Source organism: Rhodococcus antarcticus (assembly GCF_026153295.1).
Lineage (GTDB): Bacteria > Actinomycetota > Actinomycetes > Mycobacteriales > Mycobacteriaceae > Rhodococcus_D > Rhodococcus_D antarcticus.
On the sequence record NZ_CP110615.1, the window covers coordinates 2,796,810 to 2,815,199 of the forward strand.

The 18,390-nt window shown below is 74.3% G+C and carries 21 protein-coding genes; 12 read left to right on the forward strand and 9 right to left on the reverse strand.

Annotated features, from left to right (window positions below; genetic code table 11):
• Nucleotides 1-34 precede the first annotated feature (34 nt).
• The gene (locus RHODO2019_RS13660; RefSeq protein ID WP_265382301.1) at nt 35-1,579 is read left to right on the forward strand and encodes a CYTH and CHAD domain-containing protein; all 1,545 of its coding nucleotides are present in this window, start codon (nt 35-37) and stop codon (nt 1,577-1,579) included.
• 20 nt (nt 1,580-1,599) lie between these two features.
• Here the strand turns inward: RHODO2019_RS13660 and RHODO2019_RS13665 are convergent, their stop codons facing one another.
• The gene (locus RHODO2019_RS13665; protein ID WP_435532124.1) at nt 1,600-2,718 is read right to left on the reverse strand and encodes an MBL fold metallo-hydrolase; all 1,119 of its coding nucleotides are present in this window, start codon (nt 2,716-2,718) and stop codon (nt 1,600-1,602) included.
• A gap of 199 nt (nt 2,719-2,917) precedes the next feature.
• Between RHODO2019_RS13665 and RHODO2019_RS13670 the strand changes: the two genes are divergently transcribed.
• Nucleotides 2,918-3,088, forward strand: coding sequence for a hypothetical protein (locus RHODO2019_RS13670; protein WP_265382302.1), 171 nt, complete (start codon nt 2,918-2,920; stop codon nt 3,086-3,088).
• A 9-nt stretch (nt 3,089-3,097) separates the two neighbouring features.
• On the opposite strand, the gene RHODO2019_RS13675 is transcribed toward RHODO2019_RS13670, so the two are convergent.
• From RHODO2019_RS13675 to RHODO2019_RS13690, 4 genes are all read right to left on the reverse strand, one after another.
• Complete coding sequence (locus RHODO2019_RS13675; RefSeq protein ID WP_265382303.1) at nt 3,098-4,477, reverse strand: acyl-CoA synthetase; 1,380 nt, start codon at nt 4,475-4,477, stop codon at nt 3,098-3,100.
• 87 nt (nt 4,478-4,564) lie between these two features.
• Nucleotides 4,565-4,864, reverse strand: a complete 300-nt coding sequence (locus RHODO2019_RS13680) for a hypothetical protein (protein WP_265382304.1) — start codon at nt 4,862-4,864, stop codon at nt 4,565-4,567.
• Complete coding sequence (locus tag RHODO2019_RS13685) at nt 4,861-5,874, reverse strand: NADPH:quinone reductase (protein ID WP_265382305.1); 1,014 nt, start codon at nt 5,872-5,874, stop codon at nt 4,861-4,863. The genes RHODO2019_RS13680 and RHODO2019_RS13685 overlap by 4 nt, the downstream gene beginning before the upstream one ends.
• A gap of 246 nt (nt 5,875-6,120) precedes the next feature.
• Nucleotides 6,121-7,116 carry a helix-turn-helix transcriptional regulator gene (locus tag RHODO2019_RS13690; RefSeq protein ID WP_265382306.1) on the reverse strand — a complete coding sequence of 332 codons (996 nt, stop codon included), beginning with the start codon at nt 7,114-7,116 and terminating at the stop codon, nt 6,121-6,123.
• A gap of 47 nt (nt 7,117-7,163) precedes the next feature.
• Here RHODO2019_RS13690 and RHODO2019_RS13695 point away from each other — a divergent pair, with 47 nt between their 5' ends.
• On the forward strand, nt 7,164-8,123 hold the full coding sequence (locus RHODO2019_RS13695; protein ID WP_265382307.1) for an NAD(P)-binding domain-containing protein: 960 nt from the start codon (nt 7,164-7,166) through the stop codon (nt 8,121-8,123).
• Between the two features lie 53 nt (nt 8,124-8,176).
• Here the strand turns inward: RHODO2019_RS13695 and RHODO2019_RS13700 are convergent, their stop codons facing one another.
• From RHODO2019_RS13700 to RHODO2019_RS13710, 3 genes are read right to left on the reverse strand one after another with little or no spacing between them, the layout of a single operon-like run.
• Entirely contained in the window at nt 8,177-9,013 is an 837-nt protein-coding gene (locus RHODO2019_RS13700) for an aldo/keto reductase (RefSeq protein ID WP_265382308.1), read from the reverse strand.
• Nucleotides 9,014-9,062: 49 nt separating this feature from the next.
• Entirely contained in the window at nt 9,063-9,491 is a 429-nt protein-coding gene (locus RHODO2019_RS13705; RefSeq protein ID WP_265382309.1) for a DUF3037 domain-containing protein, read from the reverse strand.
• Nucleotides 9,488-10,318 carry a HipA family kinase gene (locus RHODO2019_RS13710; RefSeq protein ID WP_265382310.1) on the reverse strand — a complete coding sequence of 277 codons (831 nt, stop codon included), beginning with the start codon at nt 10,316-10,318 and terminating at the stop codon, nt 9,488-9,490. The genes RHODO2019_RS13705 and RHODO2019_RS13710 overlap by 4 nt, the downstream gene beginning before the upstream one ends.
• A 99-nt stretch (nt 10,319-10,417) precedes the next feature.
• Between RHODO2019_RS13710 and RHODO2019_RS13715 the strand changes: the two genes are divergently transcribed.
• The 4 genes from RHODO2019_RS13715 (at nt 10,418) to eutC (ending at nt 14,336) form a co-directional block, all read left to right on the forward strand.
• Nucleotides 10,418-10,855: a MarR family winged helix-turn-helix transcriptional regulator gene (locus RHODO2019_RS13715; protein WP_265382311.1), complete on the forward strand. Its 438-nt coding sequence runs from the start codon at nt 10,418-10,420 to the stop codon at nt 10,853-10,855.
• On the forward strand, nt 10,852-12,129 hold the full coding sequence (locus RHODO2019_RS13720) for an MFS transporter (protein ID WP_265382312.1): 1,278 nt from the start codon (nt 10,852-10,854) through the stop codon (nt 12,127-12,129). Before RHODO2019_RS13715 ends, RHODO2019_RS13720 begins: the two co-directional genes overlap by 4 nt.
• A gap of 73 nt (nt 12,130-12,202) precedes the next feature.
• Nucleotides 12,203-13,594 (forward strand): ethanolamine ammonia-lyase subunit EutB, encoded by a 1,392-nt coding sequence (locus RHODO2019_RS13725; protein ID WP_265382313.1) that lies wholly within the window; start codon nt 12,203-12,205, stop codon nt 13,592-13,594.
• A gap of 37 nt (nt 13,595-13,631) precedes the next feature.
• Nucleotides 13,632-14,336 carry an ethanolamine ammonia-lyase subunit EutC gene (eutC, locus tag RHODO2019_RS13730; RefSeq protein ID WP_265382314.1) on the forward strand — a complete coding sequence of 235 codons (705 nt, stop codon included), beginning with the start codon at nt 13,632-13,634 and terminating at the stop codon, nt 14,334-14,336.
• A 96-nt stretch (nt 14,337-14,432) separates the two neighbouring features.
• Here eutC and fdhA read toward each other — a convergent pair whose 3' ends face one another.
• Nucleotides 14,433-15,647 (reverse strand): formaldehyde dehydrogenase, glutathione-independent, encoded by a 1,215-nt coding sequence (fdhA, locus tag RHODO2019_RS13735; protein ID WP_265382315.1) that lies wholly within the window; start codon nt 15,645-15,647, stop codon nt 14,433-14,435.
• A 225-nt stretch (nt 15,648-15,872) separates the two neighbouring features.
• Here fdhA and RHODO2019_RS13740 point away from each other — a divergent pair, with 225 nt between their 5' ends.
• The 5 genes from RHODO2019_RS13740 (at nt 15,873) to pucL (ending at nt 18,389) form a co-directional block, all read left to right on the forward strand.
• The gene (locus RHODO2019_RS13740) at nt 15,873-16,124 is read left to right on the forward strand and encodes a thiamine-binding protein (RefSeq protein WP_265382316.1); all 252 of its coding nucleotides are present in this window, start codon (nt 15,873-15,875) and stop codon (nt 16,122-16,124) included.
• Nucleotides 16,117-16,497, forward strand: a complete 381-nt coding sequence (locus tag RHODO2019_RS13745; RefSeq protein WP_265382317.1) for a helix-turn-helix domain-containing protein — start codon at nt 16,117-16,119, stop codon at nt 16,495-16,497. The genes RHODO2019_RS13740 and RHODO2019_RS13745 overlap by 8 nt, the downstream gene beginning before the upstream one ends.
• 108 nt (nt 16,498-16,605) lie before the next feature.
• Complete coding sequence (gene uraD / locus RHODO2019_RS13750) at nt 16,606-17,151, forward strand: 2-oxo-4-hydroxy-4-carboxy-5-ureidoimidazoline decarboxylase (protein ID WP_265382318.1); 546 nt, start codon at nt 16,606-16,608, stop codon at nt 17,149-17,151.
• Nucleotides 17,148-17,480, forward strand: coding sequence for a hydroxyisourate hydrolase (uraH, locus tag RHODO2019_RS13755; RefSeq protein WP_265382319.1), 333 nt, complete (start codon nt 17,148-17,150; stop codon nt 17,478-17,480). The genes uraD and uraH overlap by 4 nt, the downstream gene beginning before the upstream one ends.
• Before the next feature lie 3 nt (nt 17,481-17,483).
• A complete protein-coding gene (gene pucL / locus RHODO2019_RS13760; protein WP_265382320.1) occupies nt 17,484-18,389 on the forward strand; it encodes a factor-independent urate hydroxylase in 906 nt (301 codons plus the stop codon).
• Nucleotide 18,390 lies beyond the last annotated feature (1 nt).

The window sequence follows — 18,390 nt, forward strand, 5'->3', positions numbered from 1 at the left end:
GACGCACCGCACGGCGGTCCTGTAGACCGGTCGCATGGCGACCACGCGCAGCTCCACGTCCCGGCACCTCGAGGTCGAGCGCACCTACGAGGTGCCCACCGGCGCGGTGGTCCCGCCGCTGCTCGACGTCCAGGGCGTCGCGTCGGTGGCCGCACCCGTGGTGCACCACCTCGATGCGGTCTACCACGACACCGCGGGCCTGCGCCTGGCCGCGCGGCGGATCACCCTGCGCCGCAGGACCGGGGGCGACGACGCCGGCTGGACCGTCAAGCTGCCCTCCACCGGCGACGCCCGCACGGAGCTCCAGCAGCCGCTGGGCCGGAACACCCGGACGGTGCCTCCTGCGGTGCTCGAGCTCGTCCGGGTGCACGTGCGCGACGAGCCCCTCGGCCCGGTCGCCAGGGTCCGCAACCACCGCACCGTGCACCGGCTGCTCGACGCCGACGGTCGCGTGCTCGCCGAGGTGTGCGACGACGACGTGACGGCCGAGGCCCTGGGGGAGAGCGGCGGGATGGCGCGCTGGCGCGAGTGGGAGGTGGAGCTGGTCGGGGGCGACACCGAGCTGCTCGACGCCGTGGCGGAGGTCCTCGCCACCGCAGGCGCCACGCTCTCGACCAGCCCCTCGAAGCTGGTGCGGGCCCTGGGGTTCCGCATCCCGAACCCGCAGCCCGCAGCTCGGCCGGTGCACCGCCGATCCTCCGCGGGGGACGCCGTGACGGCCGCGCTCCGTGCCCAGGTGCACGCGCTGTGGTCGTGGGAGCCGGCAGTCCGGGCCGACGACACCGACGCCGTCCACCAGGCGCGGGTCACCGTCCGGACCCTGCGCTCGCTGCTGGTCACCTACCGTCCCGTGCTCGAGCGCTCGACCACCGATCCGGTGCGCGATGAGCTGCGGTGGTTCGGCGGGGTGCTCGGAGCGGCGCGCGACGCCGAGGTGGCCCGAGCGACCTGCGCAGCGCTGCTCGACGACGAGCCGAGCGGTCTGGTGCTGGGTCCCGTCCCCGCGCGGATCGCCGACACCCTGGACGCGGCCCACGCCCGGGCCCACGCCGCGGTGGTGGACGCGCTGGACGGCGCGCGGTGGTTCCGCCTGCTGGACGCCCTGGACGCGCTGCTGGCCGACGCTGGCCCGGCCCGGGCCTCGACGGGCCGGGCCGGGCAGGTGCTGCCGCAGTGCGTGCACCACGACTGGGTCCGCCTGCGGCGCAGCGTCTCCGCGCTGGACGGGGCCGCCAGCCCGGCGGAGCGGGCCGCGCTGCTGCACGAGGTGCGCAAGGCAGCCAAGCGGCTGCGCCACGGGGCGGAGTCGGCGGCCGTGGTCGTCGGGCGGCCGGCCCGGCGCACGGCCCGCCGCGCCCGGGACGTGCAGCGGGTGCTCGGCACCGCCCAGGACGCGATCCTGGCCCGCCAGGTGCTGCGCGACACCGCGGCCGCGGCCGACGCAGCGGGAGAGCCGACGTTCACCTACGGGCGCCTGGACGCCCGGGTCGAGGCCGGCGCCTCCCACGTCGAGGAGGACTTCGCCGTGGCCTGGGCCGCGCTGGACCGGGCGAAGGTCCGTGGCTGGCTGCGGGCCTGAGCTCGACCGGGGGCCGGCGCTCAGATCGCCGCGCTCCACCAGTCCGTGGGCTCGGGCAGCGCCGCCGCGTCCACCCGCTGACCCGGCTGCGGCACCACGACCCGCACCCCGGCGGTGCCGGCGGCGGCCAGCAGTCGCTGCACGGGCTCGGCCCACGCGTGGAAGGCCAGGTTGAACGTCGCCCAGTGGATGGGCAGGAGCAGCCCCCCGCCGAGGTCCTGCGCGTTGAGGTCCTGCTGCGCGCGGACGGCCTCCTCCGGATCCATGTGGACGTCGGGCCACTGCGCGCCGTAGGCCCCCACGGGCAGCAGGCTCAGGTCGAACGGGCCGTGCCGGAGCCCGATGCGCTCGAAGGCCGGCGTGTACCCGGTGTCTCCCCCGAAGAACACCCGGTGCCGCGGACCGGCGACCACCCAGGACGACCACAGGGTGGGGTTGTTGCCGATCCCGCGCCCGGAGAAGTGCCGCGCCTCGGTGCACGTCAGCGTCAGCCCGGCCACCGTGTGCACGCCGTCCCAGTCCAGCTCGACGATCCGGCTCTCGGGCACGCCCCAGCGCCGCAGGTGGGCTCCGATGCCCAGCGGCACCACGAACGGTGCGGTCTGCGTGCGCAGCAGCGTGCGGACCGTGGGCAGGTCGAGGTGGTCGTAGTGGTCGTGGCTGATGAGCACGGCGTCCACCGGCGGCAGCCCCTCCAGCGGGCCGGGCACCGGGTGCAGCCGCTTGGGGCCGACCACGCGGGAGGGCGAGACCCGCTCGCCCCACACCGGGTCCACGAGCACCCGCGCACCGTCCACCTCGAGCAGGGCGCTGGCGTGGCCGAACCAGGTGACCGCCAGCTCGGCCGCTGCCCCGGCCGGCTGCGGGGCGGTGAGCGGGACGGGGTGGGTGGGGCGGCCGTGGCTCCGGTGGGTGAGCGCCTCCCGCAGCAGGCTGCCGCTCTGGCCGGCGGTGACCATGCTCGACGGCACGGTGTTGTGGAAGTCGCCGTCACGGAAGCGGGGCGAGGCGGCCACGTAGGGGCGGATGGTGCGCCGCGAGGCCCCCATCGACGTCGGCACCCCCCAGGCGGCGCGGACGATCCAGGCGAGCGGTGCTGCGGCGGCCAGCAGGGTGGCGGCGCGGGCGAGAGGCTTCACCGCACCCAGGGTAGGACGGGGCGCCGGACCACCGGTGCGGCGCGTGCGGGAGGTCGGGCCGCTCAGGCCACCTCGTCACCGGGGACCACCAGGTCCGCCCTGGTCAGGCCCGGATCGAGCCCTTCCACCGGGGCTCGGCGAGGGCTAGTGTGCGGCTTGTGTCCGACTGCACCGTCGGGCAGGTCCCCAGGAGCTCCTCATGCGCTCGCTCACCCTCGCCGCCCTCCGGCACCGCACTCCCGGCCACCGCACTCCCAGCCACCGCACTCCGGGCCACCGCACCCGCTCCGCCGCCGACCAACGACTGCTGGACGTGGCGCTGGCGATGTCCCGCCAGGGCATCCGCCCGGCGCCGGTCCGCCGGGGCTGAGCCCGGGGCTCACCCCAGCCGCGCCTTCTGCACCTTGCCCATGGCGTTGCGCGGCAGGCTGTCCACCACCCGCACCTCCCTCGGCCGCTTGTGCACCGAGAGCGTCCCGGCCACGAGCTGCGCCAGGGCCTGTGGGTCCAGACCGTTGCCGACGACGTAGGCCACGATGCGCTGGCCGAGGTCGTCGTCGGCCACCCCGATCACGGCCGCCTCGGTGACGTCGGGGTGCGTGAGCAGCGCGGCCTCCACCTCACCGGCCCCCACCCGGTACCCGCCGGTCTTGATGAGGTCGGTCGAGGCACGACCGACGATGCGGTGCGCGCCCTCCCGGTCGATCGTCGCGACGTCGCCGGTGCGGAACCACCCGTCGGCGCTCCAGGCGGCGGCGGTGGCCTCCGGGCGGTGCAGGTAGCCGTCGAACAGCGTGGGCCCGACCACCTGGAGCTCGCCGATGCTCTCCCCGTCGTGCGCCACGGGACCACCGTCCTCGGTCACCAGCCGGGTGCGCACCCCGGCGACGGGCGTGCCGACCAACCCCGCGCGGCGCTCGCCGTCGGCCCGGGTGCTCACGGTGATCAGCGTCTCGCTCATGCCGTACCGCTCGACGGGCGCGTGGCCGGTGAGCTGCGCGAGCACGGCGAACACGGGCGCGGGCAGCGCGGCGGAGCCGGAGACGAGCAGCCGCGCACCGTGCAGCGCCCGGGCCGCCGCGGGGTCGCGGGCCACCCGGCTCCACACGGTCGGCACCCCGAAGTAGAGCGAGCCCCCGGCGGCGGCGTAGGCCTGGGGGGTGGGCCGGACGGTGTGCACCAGGGGTGAGCCGACGCGCAGCGCCCCCAGCACCCCGAGGACCAGCCCGTGCACGTGGAACAGCGGCAACCCGTGCACGAGGACGTCCTCCGGGGTCCAGGCCCAGGCGTCGGCCAGCGCGTCGAGCCCGTGCGCCACCGCCGAGCGGGACAGCAGCACGCCCTTGGGCGGGCCCGTGGTCCCGGACGTGTAGAGGATCAGCGCGGTGGCCGCCGGGTCCGGCTCGTCCGGGGTGGCACCCCGGGCGGCGAGGTCCACGGCGCGGGCGTCGAGCGTCACGTCCTCCGGCCGCGGGCCCCACCACTGCTGCGCGCCGGAGTCGGCCAGGCAGTGGGCCCGCTCGCCCGGACCGGAGTCGGCGGGCACCGGCACCACGGGGACCCCGGCGAGCAGGCAGCCGACCACGGCCACCACGGTCTCCAGGCTCGCGTCGGCGTGCACGGCCACCGCCTGCGCACCCGCCACCTGCTCGGCGACCGCCGACGCCGCGCCCAGGAGCTCGTGGCGGGCGATGGACCGGGGGCCCACCCGCACGGCGTCGGGCTGGTCGGCGTCGGCGTGCAGCGCGGTGAGCAGCATGGGGTCATGGTGGCAGGGCCCGTCCCGGGCGCAACCCCGGCCGGGTCTCAAGCGCCCGAGGGTGCGCCCGGTCCGGCTCCGGCGGCCTCAGCCGTCCAGCGCGGCGTCGAACCCCGCCTGCACCGCCGCCAGCGACACCGGGGACAGCGCCGCCTCGGACGGTGGCAGCACCCACGCCCACGCCCCGTCGAACCCGACGGTCACCGCGGCCGTGCCCTGCACCAGCACCGGCAGCGCCACCACCCAGTGCCGGTGGCGCTCGACCGTGGCCCGACCGTGCCAGAACCGCTCGCCCTTGTACGCGCCGGGCAGCTTCCGGGCCCGCGCGGACTCGACGAAGCCCGGCACGCACCAGTCCACGGCCCCGGCGAGCTCGGCCACGCTCACAGGTCGATCAGCACCTTCCCCGTCACGCCGTCCTGCACCGCGGTGTGCGCGTCCGCCGTGCGCTCGAGCGGGAAGCGGTGCAGCGGCAGGCCGGTCGCCCCGCCCACCTCGAGCACCCCTGCGGCGACCGCGGCCTGGACGTCCTCGACCGCCTCGGCCAGCGCCCGTCCACCCACCGTGTAGAGCAGCACGAACTGGAAGCGGGTGTTGAGCACCATGTGCGGGCGCACGTCGAAGGTCATCTCGTCGCCGCCGTTGTTGGCGTAGATCGCGATCACGGCCCGGTTGGCCGTCACGGCGGCGTTCAGCGCGGCGTTCTGCGCGGGGGCGACCTCGACCACCAGGTGCACCCCGTCCGGCACGACCGCGCGGATCTCGGCCACGGCGTCGGAGTGCTTGTAGTCGACCACGTGGTGGGCGCCCGCCGCGGTGGCCAGCGCCGCCTTCTCGGGACCGCTCACGGTGGTGACCACCGTCGCGCCGGCCCACCGCGCGAGCTGGATGGCGGCGTGGCCCACGGCGCCGGCCCCCCCGGCCACGAGCACCGTCCGGCCCTCCAGCGCGCCGGGTCGCAGCCGGGTGGGTCCGTCCTCGGCCACGGTCAGCGCCCGGTGCGCGGTCATCGCCGGGACCCCCAGCGAGGCCCCCACGTCGAAGCTCGCGGAGTCCGCCAGCGGCACGACCCGCTCGGCGGGCAGCACGGTGAGCTCCTGGGCGGTGCCGGTGGGCCGCTGGTGCTGGGCCAGGTACAGCCACACCCGCTGCCCCACCTCGAGCCCGACCACGCCCTCACCGACCGCGTCCACCACGCCTGCGCCGTCCTGGTTGGGCACCACCTCGGCGAAGGCCATGGGCTGCCCGTTGCCGGAGCGGGTCTTCCAGTCCGTCGGGTTGACCCCGCTGACCACCACCCGCACGCGCACCTCACCGGGCCCGGGGGTGCCGGCCTCGCGGTCGACGAGCTGCAGGACCGACGGGTCCCCGGTTCGGGTGTAGCTGATCGCCTTCATGACCGGCACAACCACCGGACCCCGGCAGCGTGTTCCGCAGACGGTGCCGTGCGGCCCCACTGTCCCCTCAGCAGTGGGGTCGCACAGCGCGACGCGGCACCCGTCGGGACGGAGGCTGCAGCGCCCCGCACCGACAGGAACCGGTCACCTCTTCTTCGCCGCTGGAGCCCGCCGGGTGACAGGAGGTGCCGCACCTGCACACCGCAGTTCCGCACGCGCACAGCCGAGGACCCCGGGGACGCAGGATCAGGCGCGGAAGCTCCGCGGCGTGGTCCCGGTGTGCTGGCGGAACGCGCGGGAGAACTGCGAGTGGTCGAGGAACCCGCAGCGCTGCGCGACGACGGACACCGGCTGCGCCGCCCACAGCGGGTCGGAGAGCAGCTCCACCGCCCGCTCGAGCCGGGCCGTGCGGATCTGGACGGCCACGGTGGGCCCGCCCGCGAACAGCTGGTGCAACCGTCGCACCGACACCCCCACCGCCTCGGCCACCACGGTCGTCGTGAGGTGCGGGTCGTGGAAGCGGGCCCGGACCAGCTCGCGCACCTGCTGGCGCCGGACCTCGACCGTGCCCAGGTGCTCGGTCTGGTGCCCGACCAGGGTCCGCAGCACGAGCTCAGCCACCCCGGAGAGGTAGCTCGTCATGCCCACCGGGTCGAGCCGGCCCGCCGAGTGGCGCGCCGTCTCCGCCGCTCCGAGCACCAGCACACGCAGCATCCCGTCCACCGGGTGCGGGACGAACATCGACGACCTCAGCGCGGCCATCGGGACCGAGAGCCGCGCGGCCTCGACGGAGAGCAGGACCATGGGCACGCGCTCGGTGTGCGTCTGCACCGCGGGCTCGTCGTCGGACTGCACGGTGAGGGTGCGCCCGGTGAGGACCTGGCGCCCCTGGCGCGACTCCAGCAGGATCTTGCCGCCCTCGTGCAACATGATCTGCACGGTGTCGCCGCTGCGCTGGCGGGCCGCGGCGGGGGTGATCTCCGACCGGACCGGGTCCAGCACGCCGCGGGCGATCTTGGCGGGCCCGGCGTCCACGCGCAGGAAGTCCGCGTGGAAGTCCGACCGCTTGCCCCGGTTCACGGGGCCGGCGGGGCTGAGCCGCACGGGGTAGAGCGAGGAGCTCATGGACTCCTGCCAGTACGCGTAGCGGTCGGCGACCGGCACCGTCGACGTGCTGACGCGGCGAACCGCCACCTCGTCGCCCACGTGCACCACCTCGTCCGCTCGGTCGAGGGACATCATCCCCCGCCCGCACCCGCCGCGGCCAGGTTCGTCATCACCGGGCCGGGTTGGGGTCGGTGCTGCTCGACCACGACCTCGGCCCCGGCGGGGCGTGGCAGCACCGGTGGCCGAGCCTCACCCTCGCCACCGCCAACCCCGTGCACGACCTTCCGGGCATGCCGCTGGAGGCCTCCACCGCCCAGGTCCGCGCCTCGGAGGTGGTGCCCGGCTACTTCGGCCGCTACGAGGAGCACTTCGGGCTGGACGTCCAGCGGCCGGTGCACACCTCTGCCGTGCGCGAGGGGCGCGGTGGTCGGCTGGACGTGGAGACGAGCGAGGGCACCTGGCACGCCCGGGCGGTGCTCAGCGCCACCGGCACCTGGGAGCGACCGTTCCGCCCGCACTACCCGGGCCGCTTCGACGGGGAGCAGCTGCACGCCGCGGACTTCCGCAGCGCCGTGCCGTTCCGCGGCCGCCACGTCGTGGTGGTGGGCGGCGGGATCTCCGCGGTGCAGCTGCTCGCCGAGATCAGCCGCGTCGCGGCCACGACGTGGGTCACCCGGCGGGAGCCGGTCTGGGCCGACGGTGCGTTCCGCCCGGAGGACGGGCGTGCGGCGGTCGCCCGGGTCGAGGCCCGGGTCCGGGCGGGTCTGCCCCCGGGGAGCGTGGTGAGCGTGACGGGGCTGCTGCTCACCCCGGAGCTGCGCGCCGCACGGGAGCCGGGGGTGCTGGTGCGGCGGGAGATGTTCACCCGGCTCGTGCCCAAGGGCGTGGAGTGGGCGGACGGCGAGGTGCAGCGGGCGCAGGTGGTCCTGTGGTGCACCGGTTTCCGCTCGTCGCTGGACCACCTGACCCCGCTGCACCTGCGCTCCCCCGGCGGCGGGATCACGATGGACGGCGCGCTGGCGACCCGGGTCGCGGCCGAGCCCCGGCTGCACCTGCTGGGCTACGGCCCCTCGGCCAGCACGATCGGGGCGAACCGGGCCGGACGGGCGGCCGTCCGTGAGGTGCGCGAGCTGCTGGGTTGACCACGACGGCCCCGGCAGCGAGCGCTGCCGGGGCCGTGCGGGTGGTGCTCAGGTCACTCGAAGTTCGCCTCGGCCGGGTCGGGGCCGACACGGCTGCCGTCGTCGAGCGTGGCGATGGAGGCCATCTCGTCCCCGGTCAGCTCGAAGTCGAGCACGTCGATGTTGGCCTTGATCCGCGAGGGCGTCGCCGACTTGGGGATGACGACGTTGCCGAGCTGCAGGTGCCAGCGGATGACCACCTGGGCCGGGGTCTTGCCGTGGGCCGCGCCGATCGCCGCCAGCTCGGGCTTGTCCAGCACCGACCCGCCCTGGCCACCGAGCGGGCTCCACGCCTGGGTGCGGATGTCGTGGTCGGCGTGGAAGGCCCGGAGCTCGGACTGCGAGAACCGGGGGTGCAGCTCGATCTGGTTGAGCACGGGCTTCACCGTCGTCTCCTCGAGCAGGCGCTCGAGGAACGGGACCGTGAAGTTGGAGACGCCGATCGAGGTGACCCGACCGTCGGCCTGCAGCTTCTCGAAGGCCTTCCACGTGTTCACCCACTCGTCCTTGGCCGGGACGGGCCAGTGGATGAGGTACAGGTCGAGCTTCTCCAGCCCCAGCCTGCCCAAGCTGGCGTCGAAGGCCGTCAGCGTCGAGTCGTAGCCCTGGTCGGCGTTCCACAGCTTGGTGGTCACGTACAGCTCGCCGCGGTCGATGCCGGAGTCGGCGATCGCCTTGCCGACGCCCGCCTCGTTGCCGTACGCCTTGGCGGTGTCGATGTGCCGGTAGCCGGCCGCAAGAGCGGCGGAGACAGCCTTGTAGGTCCCGTCCTCCGGCACCTGGAAGACCCCGTAGCCGAGCTGCGGGATGGTGGTGCCGTCGTTCAGGGGCGTGTTGGGAACCGAGGTCATGCCTGCTCCAACCGTTCGCACCGCGAACGTGTTCCCGGTGCGGGTCCCCTCAGCCCGGCGGGTGCACCAGGCGGGCGAGCAGCCGGACGGCGTCCCCGGCGGGATCGGTCGTCAACCCCGTGTGCACCGGCCCGGGCTGCACCACGGTGCTGCGAGGTGCGGTGAGCCAGCGGAACCGGCCGCCGCGCGGCTCCCGGCCCGCGGCGCCGTGGCCCAGGCACACGGCCACGACCGCGGCCAGGGCGTGCTCCACGGCCTCGGCGTCCGCACCGGGGTCCAGCGCGTGCAGGCGGGCCCGGTCGAGGGACACCACGGCCGAGAGGTGCTCCAGGGCGTGGCAGTGCAGCACCACTCCGGCGTTGAGGCACTCGCCGCGCTCGACCCGCGGCACCACCCGCAGCAGCGCGTACTCGTATGCGTGCAGGGCAGGGGCGGGCACGACAGGGGCGGGCACGGCAGGGGCGGGCAGGGCGGTCACTGCGCGGGACCCAGCCAACCCGGGCGGGCGCGGCCGACGACCGGCGCGGTGCGCTCGGCCGGGACGGCAGCCACGGCCTCGGCCACCCCCGGCAGCCAGGTGCCGCGGGCCGCCACCCGCTCGCCGAGCAGCCGGACGTAGGACGCGCGCACCTCGGCCGGTCCGGTGAACCCGGGCTCGTCGGCGAGCCAGCGCTCCGGCACCTGCGCGACGACCTCCGTGAGCAGCTCCGGGGTCACCCGGGGAGCGAGGGCGGCCTCGGCGGCGGCGAGCTCGGGGTCCCGGCCGAGCAGAAGGTGGTCGCGGGCGTCGTAGGGACGGGTCGGGAACCCCTGCGCCCCGGGCCAGTGGTGGTGGAAGGTCAGGGTGGCCCCGTGGTCGATCAGCCACGGCCCCCGGTGCCACAGCAGCATGTTCGGGTTGCGCCACGAGCGGTCGACGTTGCCGACCAGCGCGTCGAGGAACAGCACCCGCCCCGCGGTCCCCGGGTCCACCCAGGCGGCGTCGAGGTCGAGCGAGCCGGGCAGGAAGTCCATGCCGAGGTTGAGCCCGGGGCTCGCGCGCAGCAGGTCCTGCACCTCCTCGTCGGGCTCGCCCGGGGCGAGGGCCGGATCCACGTCCACGGTGACCAGGCGCGGCACGGGCAGTCCGAGCGCCCGGGCGAGCTCGCCGGTGACGACCTCGGCGACGAGGGTCTTGCGCCCCTGACCGGCGCCGTGGAACTTCACCACGTAGGTGCCCAGGTCGTCGGCCTCCACGAGCCCGGGCAGCGAACCGCCCTCCCGGAGCGGGGTGACGTAGCGGGTGGCCCGCACGTGGCTCAGCACGGGGGCGACCCTACGACGGGCATCCCCCTCGCCCGGTGCGGACCTGCGGTCCGAGACGTATGCTTGCCGGCAGGTAACTACTTCGGCGTGGGAGGTGACGTGGACACCGACGAGGTGGCGCGTCTCCGCATCGCCCTGGCCCGGACGGCGCGCTGGCTCGAGCGGCAGTCCACCGCCGGGGAGCTCAGCCGCACCCAGCTCTCGGTCCTGGGCACCGTCGTCCGGCTGGGCCCCCTGGGCCTGGGTCGCCTCGCCGAGATCGAGGGCGTGCACCCCACCATGCTGTCGCGCATCGTCGCCAAGCTCGACGACGCCGGCCTGCTGCACCGCACGCCCGACCCCGCCGACCGCCGGGCCGCGCACGTCGAGGTGACCGACCCCGGGCTCGAGCTCCACCTGCGCATGCGCGCCGAGCGCACCCGCCTGCTGGTCGACCGACTGGCCGATCTCAGCCCCGAGCACCGTGACCGCCTCCTGGCCGCCCTGCCCGCGATCGAAGCGCTGGCCGGGCCAGCCGGAGGGACCTTCCCCACGTGAGCGTCGCAACCCAGGCGAGAGCACTCCGCAGCGAGACGTTCGCGTCGCTGCGCAACCCCAACTACCGGCTCTACGTGTCGGGTCAGGCCGTCTCGCTGGTCGGCACCTGGATGCAGACCGTGGCCCAGTCGTGGCTCGTGCTCACCCTCACCGGCTCGGGCACCGCGCTCGGGCTGGTCGTGGCGCTGCAGACCCTGCCCGTGCTGCTGCTGGGACCCTACGGCGGCGTCGTCGCGGACCGGATCGACAAGCGCAGGCTCATGATCGGCCTGCAGTCGATGATGGGTGTGCTCGCCCTCGTGCTGGGGCTGCTCACCACCACCGGGACCGTGCAGCTCTGGCAGGTCTACGTGCTCGCGTTCCTGCTCGGGCTGAACAACTGCTTCGAGAACCCGGCTCGGCAGTCGTTCGTGCTGGAGATGGTCGGCCCGACCGACCTGCGCAACGCGGTGAGCCTGAACTCCGTGCTGGTCAACGCCGCCCGCGCCGTCGGCCCCGCGATCGCCGGCATCATCATCGCCACCGGCGGGACCGGGGTGTGCTTCCTGCTGAACGCGGTGAGCTTCGCGGCGGTGGTGTTCACGCTCTCCCGCCTCGACGTCTCCGCGCTGAACCCGTCGACGCCTGCGCCGCGAGGTAGGGGCCAGCTCCGTGAAGGCCTCTCCTACGTGCGCCACACCCCCGCGCTGGGGGTGCCGCTGCTCATGATGGCGCTGGTCGGCTGCCTCACCTACGAGTTCCAGGTGGTGCTGCCCGTCATGGCCGACCAGACCTTCCACGGCGGCTCGCAGACCTACGGCTTCATGACCGGGGCGATGGGGGTCGGGGCCGTCGTGGGCGGGCTCTACGTGGCGGCGCGGGGTCGCACCGGCATCCGCACGCTCGTGGTCACCGCGGCGATGTTCGGGTTGGTCGTGCTGCTCGCGGCGGCGGCCCCCGTGCTGTGGGTGGAGCTCGTCGCGCTGGCCCTCGTCGGCGCCGTGAGCGTCGGGTTCCTCTCCACCGGCAACAGCACCCTGCAGCTCACCGCGGCCCCGCACATGCGCGGCCGGGTGATGGCGCTGTGGGCGGTGGCCTTCCTCGGGTCCACCCCCATCGGCGGACCGATCGCCGGGGCCGTGAGCGAGGCCTTCGGTGCTCGGGTGGGCCTGGGGATGGGCGCGGTGGCCTGCCTGGTCGCCGCCGCCATCGGCCTGCTGGTGCTGCGCAACGCCGCGCGCCCGGAGGTCGACCGCCCGCTGGCCGACCCGGCTGCCCAGCCCGCCACCACCTGAGCGGCCCGACGCGCAGCCCGCGGGCGCGATGTCGTCGTTGACCGCGCGGGGCCCCGGGCGGACGATCACCGTCATGACCGTCCGGCACGGCTCGCTCGCCGGGCACTCCTACCGCTACGCCGACCTCGCCACGCTCCTGGCCCGCGCCACGCCGCTGCGCTCCGGCGACGTGCTGGCCGGGATCGCCGCCGGATCAGCCGCCGAACGTGTTGCGGCCCAGCAGGTCCTGGCCGACCTGCCGCTGGCGGTGTTCCTGGAGGAGCTGCTGGTCCCGTACGAGAGCGACGAGGTCACCCGGCTCATCGTCGACGGCCACGACCGCGACGCGTTCACCCCGATCGCCGCCCTGACCGTGGGTGCGCTGCGCGACCACCTGCTGGACCCCACCACCGACACCACCGCTCTCGCCCCCGGCCTCACCCCGGAGATGGTGGCCGCGGTCAGCAAGCTCATGCGCGTCTCGGACCTGGTGGCCGTGGCGCGGCGCACGCCCGTCGTCACCGCCCTGCGCTCGACGATCGGGCTGCCCGGCACCCTGGCAACCCGGCTGCAACCCAACCACCCCACCGACGACCCGCTGGGGGTCACCGCGAGCATCGTCGACGGGCTGCTGCACGGCTGCGGCGACGCGGTCATCGGCATCAACCCGGCGACCGACTCCCCGAACCAGGCGCTCGCGCTGCTGCAGCTCGTGGACGAGGTGCGCGAGCGCTACGACATCCCCACCCAGAGCTGCGTGCTCGCCCACGTCACCACGACGATCGAGCTGCTCGAGCGTGGCGCCCCCGTCGACCTCGTCTTCCAGTCCGTGGCCGGCACCGAGGCGGCGAACGACGGGTTCGGGGTGACCCTGGAGCTGCTGCGCCAGGCGCACGAGGGTGCGCTCGCACTCGGCCGGGGCACCGTGGGCACCAACGTCCTGTACTTCGAGACCGGACAGGGCAGCGCGCTCTCGGCCGACGCGCACCGGGGCACGAACGGCACCCCGGTCGACCAGCAGACCTTGGAGGCGCGGGCCTACGCGGTGTGCCGGGCGTTCGACCCGCTGCTGGTGAACACCGTGGTCGGGTTCATCGGGCCGGAGTACCTCTACGACGGCAAGCAGATCACCCGCGCCGGCCTGGAGGACCACTTCTGCGGCAAGCTCCTGGGCCTGCCGATGGGCGTCGACGTCTGCTACACCAACCACGCCGAGGCCGATTCCGACGACACCGACGTGCTGCTCACGATGCTGGGGGTGGCCGGGTGCGGCTTCGTCATCGCGGTGCCCGGCGGTGACGACGTGATGCTGCACTACCAGTCGCTGAGCTGGCAGGACGCGCTCTACGCCCGGGAGGTGCTGGGGCTGCGGCCCGCGCCGGAGTTCGCCCGCTGGCTCGAGCGGATGGACCTGCTGACGCCGGACGGGCGCGTGCGCGAGCTGGGGTCCTCGGCGACCCTCGCGCTGGTGGCGGGCTCGCTGTGAGACCCGCGTGGGTGGTGCTCGTGACGGGACCACGCCGATGACCGACGCGCTGGACGCCCTGCGCGCCGCCACCCGGGCGCGGGTCGCACTGGGCCGGGCCGGGGACTCGCTGCCCACCGCGCGCCTGCTGGAGCTGCGCGCCGCCCACGCGGCCGCCCGGGACGCGGTGCACCACCCGCTGGACCCCGCGCTGCTGGACCTTCCGCAGGCGCTGCGGGTGCACTCCGCGGCCGCCGACCGGGCCGAGTACCTGCAGCGGCCGGACCTGGGGCGGGTGCTGGCACCGGGCACGGAGCTGCCGCGCGGCGAGCACGACGTCGCCTTCGTCGTCGCCGACGGGCTGTCGCCGCTGGCCGTGCACACCCACGCGGTGCCGGTGCTCCGAGCGGTGCTCGCGCGCCTGGAGGGATGGGACGTGGCGCCCGTGGTGGTCGCGGAGCAGGCGCGGGTGGCCCTGGGCGACGAGGTGGCCGTGGCCCTGGGGGCGCGCATGGTGGTGGTGCTCGTCGGTGAGCGTCCGGGGATGAGCTCGACGGACAGCCTGGGGCTGTACCTGACCTTCGCCCCGCGGACCGGCACCCCGGACTCGGCGCGCAACTGCCTCTCCAACGTCCGGCCGCCGCACGGCACCGGGTACGAGGCCGCCGCGACCACGCTGGTGATGCTGATGACCGAGGCCCGGCGGCGCGGGCTGTCCGGCGTGGCGCTGAAGGCTGACGCAGCCCTGCCCCCCGGCCCCTGACCCCGCCCGCCCGCGCCAAGTGCGGGCTTCTGGCGGTCATCCACCCCCGGATGACGACCAAGAGCCCGCACTTGGCGAGATGCTGGGGAGGGGAGATCAGCGGGTCATGCCGTGCGGGTCGATGACGTACTTCTGCGCCGCACCCTTGTCGAAGTCGGCGTAGCCCTTCGGCGCCTCGTCCAGCGAGATCACGGTGGCGTTGACCGCCTTCGCGATCTGCACCTTGTCGGCCAGGATCGCCTTCATCAGGCCCAGGTTGTACTTCATCACCGGGGTCTGGCCCGTGGTGAAGGACAGCGACTTCGCCCACCCCGTGCCCAGGCTGAGCGAGAGCGCCCCGACCTTGGCCGCCTCGTCGACGCCGCCGGGGTCGCCGGTGACGTAGAGCCCCGGGATGCCGATCGCGCCGCCGGCCGCCGTCACGTCCATGAGCGAGTTGAGCACCGTCGCCGGGGCCTCGGTGGCCGCACCGTCACCGTGACCGCGGGCCTCGAAGCCGACCGCGTCCACCGCCGAGTCCACCTCGGGCATCCCGAGCAGCTGCTCGATCTGGTCCTGCGGCGAGCCCTTGCTGACGTCGACGGTCTCGCACCCGAAGCTGCGGGCCTGGGCGAGACGCTCCTCGTTCAGGTCGGCCACGATCACGACGGACGCGCCGAGCAGCTGGGCGCCCACCGCGGCGGCGAGCCCCACCGGCCCGGCGCCGGCGATGTACACGGTGGAACCGGGCTTGACCCCCGCGGTGACCGCACCGTGGAAGCCGGTCGGGAAGATGTCCGACAGCATGGTGAGGTCGAGGATCTTCTCCATGGCCTGGTCCTTGTCCGGGAACCGCAGCAGGTTCCAGTCGGCGTAGGGCACGGTGACGTACTCCGCCTGCCCGCCGACCCAGCCGCCCATGTCGACGTAGCCGTAGGCCGCGCCGGGTCGCGCCGGGTTGACGTTGAGGCAGATCCCGGTCTTGCCCTCCTTGCAGTTGCGACAGCGCCCGCAGGCGATGTTGAACGGCACCGAGCAGATGTCGCCGACCTTGATGAACTCCACGTCGGAGCCGGCCTCGACGACCTCGCCGAGGATCTCGTGGCCCAGCACCAGGTTCGGCGGCGCGGTGGTGCGACCGCGGACCATGTGCTGGTCGCTGCCGCAGATGTTGGTGGTGACGACCTTGAGGATGACGCCGTGGTTGAGCTTGCGGCCGACGTTGGCCGGGTTGACGCCCGGGCCGTCCTGCAGCTCCAGCTTCGGGTAGTCGATGGTCTGCACCTCGACCTTGCCCGCCTCGATGTAGGCGACGCCTCTGTTGCCTGCCATGTGAAACCTCCTGGTCGTGGTTCGGCGCGGGTGTCCCCGCCCCGACGGGTGCCCGCACACGCACCTGTGCACCCGGGATCCACTGTGCCCGTGATGGTGACTCCCGTCACCCCCCGGTTGTCGCAGCCTCCGACGACCGAGGACCACCGCCGCCAGGCGGTCGACCAGCACCCGGCCGGACCCGGCAGGGCCGCCCAGTCCGGGTGGGGTGCGTAGCCTCGTCGCATGCGGGTCCAGGCTGAGTTCACGACAGAGCCCTTCCACGGCGAGTCGGACCCGCCCCGCCACGCGACGAGCGCGCTGGCCGTGCTCCAGACCGCCGGTCTGGAGACCGACTTCGGCCCGCTGGGCACCGCGGTGGCCGGGGACTCGGAGGTGGTCGTGCCGGCCCTCGCCGACGTGGTCCGGGTGGCGCTGGCCGAGGGTGCGACGCGGATCACGCTGGTCGTCGAGCGGGCGGAGCCCGAGCGTGCCTGAGCCCCACCCCGATCCGCACCCCGTCATCGTCGCGATCACGCCGCTGGTCGAGCGCATCGGCGCCACCCTCGTCCCGGCCGGAGCGCTCGGTCCCGACGACGTCGCGCTGCAGTGGGACGGCGAGGTCGTCGGGGGCGTCCGGCTGTCCGGGGCGGAGCGCGCCGGTGAGCTGGCGGACCTGCTCGAGAACCTGACCGCCGAGATGGGGGCACCGCTGCACACGCTCGACCGCGCCAGGCGGCAGCGAGCGGTCCGGCTGCTCGACGAGCGCGGCGCCTTCCAGTACCGCAAGTCGGTGGAGACAGTCGCCGAAGCCCTCGGGGTCACCCGGTTCACGATCTACAACTACCTCAACCGGGACCGCACAGCCTGAGCGCGCAACGTCCGCGGGGCATTTTTCAACAAAGTGTTGACGTGAGCCCCGCCACAGTTCTACCTTGACCCGACATGCGGAACGCAGTTCCGCAGGGCGGAGGTAGAGATGACGACACCCGGGCTGACCTGGCTCAACTCCGCGGGCGAGGGCGCCGAGACCGCCCTGCTCGCGTGCTGCGACGTCCCCCGGTGGGCCACGGCCGTGCTCGACGGCAGCCCGTACGCCGACGTCGCCGAGCTGCTCGACGCCGGGGACCGCGCCTCCCGCACCCTCACGGCGTCGGAGGTGGACCGCGCGCTGGCCGCCCACCCCCGCATCGGGGACCGCGTCGCCGGATCCGACGCCTCGGCGACCTTCTCCCGACGCGAGCAGGCCGCGGCATCGACCGACGACGCCGGCGACGCGGCCCTGCACGAGGCCAACCGTGCCTACGAGGAGCACTTCGGGAGGGTGTTCCTGATCTGCGCCTCCGGGTTGAGCGCCGCTGACGTGGTCGCCGCCGCCCGGTCGCGGCTGGACAACGACGAGGAGACCGAGCGGGCCGTCGTCGCCGACGAGCTGCGGCGGATCTCACGACTGCGCCTGCAGAGCCTGGCCAACAGCGTGCCCTCCACCACCGTCTCCTCCACCACCGGAGAGGTTCCCTCGTGAGCGGCCCCGGTCTCGTCACCACCCACGTCCTCGACGCGGCCCTGGGTCGACCCGCCGCCGGCGTGCCCGTCCGGCTCGAGTCCACCGACGGCACCGTCGGCACCAGCACCACCGACGTCGACGGCCGTGCCCGCGACCTCGCCCCGGACGTGCTGGCACCGGGCACCTACCGACTGTTCTTCGACACGGCGGCCTACCACGCGGCCAGCGGTCAGCCCAGCTTCTACCCCGAGGTGTGCGTGACCTTCACGATCTCCGACCCGGAGCAGCACCTGCACGTGCCGCTCCTGCTGAGCCCGTTCGCCTACTCCACCTACCGAGGGAGCTGAGAGATGTCCATCGTCCTGGGATCCAACCAGTACGGCAAGTCCGAGAACCGGGTGTTCCGCGTCTACCGCGACACCGCCCGCCACGAGATCCGCGACCTGAACGTCTCCAGCGCCCTGCGGGGCAGGTTCGACGACGCGCACGTGACCGGCGACCAGAGCGCCGTGCTGCCCACCGACACCCAGAAGAACACGATCTTCGCGTTCGCCAAGCAGCACGGGGTCGGCGCGATCGAGGACTTCGCGCTGGCCCTGGCCGACCACTTCATCAACCAGACCCCGGCCGCCGAGGGGGCCCGGGTCGAGGTCGAGGAGTACCACTGGGACCGCATCCAGGTCGACGGCACAGGCCACGACCACTCGTTCGTCCGCGGCGGCAGCGGGACCCGCAACACGGTTGTCAACGTCGATGGCAGCGGGTCGGACCGTCGGGCGCACGTCGTGTCGGGGATCTCCGACCTGACCATCGCCAAGACCACCGGTTCGGAGTTCCAGGGGTTCCTCACCGACGAGTACACGACCCTGCCCGAGACCGACGACCGCATCCTCGCGACCGCGCTCGTCGCCCGCTGGCGCTACGACGGCACCGACATCGCGTGGGACAAGAGCTTCGACGACATCAAGGCCACCCTGCTGCAGCGGTTCGCCGAGATCCACAGCCACGCCCTGCAGGAGTCGCTCTACGGCATGGGCGCAACCGTCCTGGAGCAGCACCCGGAGGTGGCGGAGATCCGGTTCTCCGCCCCCAACAAGCACCACTTCCTGGTCGACCTCTCACCGTTCGGCACCGAGAACCCCGGCGAGGTGTTCATCGCCGCCGACCGCCCCTACGGCCTCATCGAGACCACCGTCACCCGGGACGACGCCACCGACCCCGGCTCGGCCTGGCACGCCGTGCCCGGCTTCTGCTGAG

What these genes read in the sequence shown, in the direction of transcription:
- RHODO2019_RS13685 (WP_265382305.1), bottom strand. Translation starts at nt 5,874, where the DNA reads ATGAAGGCGATCAGCTACACCCGAACCGGGGACCCGTCGGTCCTGCAG.
- fdhA (WP_265382315.1), bottom strand. Translation starts at nt 15,647, where the DNA reads ATGGCAGGCAACAGAGGCGTCGCCTACATCGAGGCGGGCAAGGTCGAG.
- RHODO2019_RS13660 (WP_265382301.1), top strand. Translation starts at nt 35, where the DNA reads ATGGCGACCACGCGCAGCTCCACGTCCCGGCACCTCGAGGTCGAGCGC.
- RHODO2019_RS13675 (WP_265382303.1), bottom strand. Translation starts at nt 4,477, where the DNA reads ATGCTGCTCACCGCGCTGCACGCCGACGCCGACCAGCCCGACGCCGTG.
- eutC (WP_265382314.1), top strand. Translation starts at nt 13,632, where the DNA reads ATGACCGACGCGCTGGACGCCCTGCGCGCCGCCACCCGGGCGCGGGTC.
- uraD (WP_265382318.1), top strand. Translation starts at nt 16,606, where the DNA reads ATGACGACACCCGGGCTGACCTGGCTCAACTCCGCGGGCGAGGGCGCC.
- RHODO2019_RS13690 (WP_265382306.1), bottom strand. Translation starts at nt 7,116, where the DNA reads ATGATGTCCCTCGACCGAGCGGACGAGGTGGTGCACGTGGGCGACGAG.
- RHODO2019_RS13740 (WP_265382316.1), top strand. Translation starts at nt 15,873, where the DNA reads ATGCGGGTCCAGGCTGAGTTCACGACAGAGCCCTTCCACGGCGAGTCG.
- RHODO2019_RS13670 (WP_265382302.1), top strand. Translation starts at nt 2,918, where the DNA reads ATGCGCTCGCTCACCCTCGCCGCCCTCCGGCACCGCACTCCCGGCCAC.
- RHODO2019_RS13700 (WP_265382308.1), bottom strand. Translation starts at nt 9,013, where the DNA reads ATGACCTCGGTTCCCAACACGCCCCTGAACGACGGCACCACCATCCCG.
- RHODO2019_RS13725 (WP_265382313.1), top strand. Translation starts at nt 12,203, where the DNA reads ATGACCGTCCGGCACGGCTCGCTCGCCGGGCACTCCTACCGCTACGCC.
- pucL (WP_265382320.1), top strand. Translation starts at nt 17,484, where the DNA reads ATGTCCATCGTCCTGGGATCCAACCAGTACGGCAAGTCCGAGAACCGG.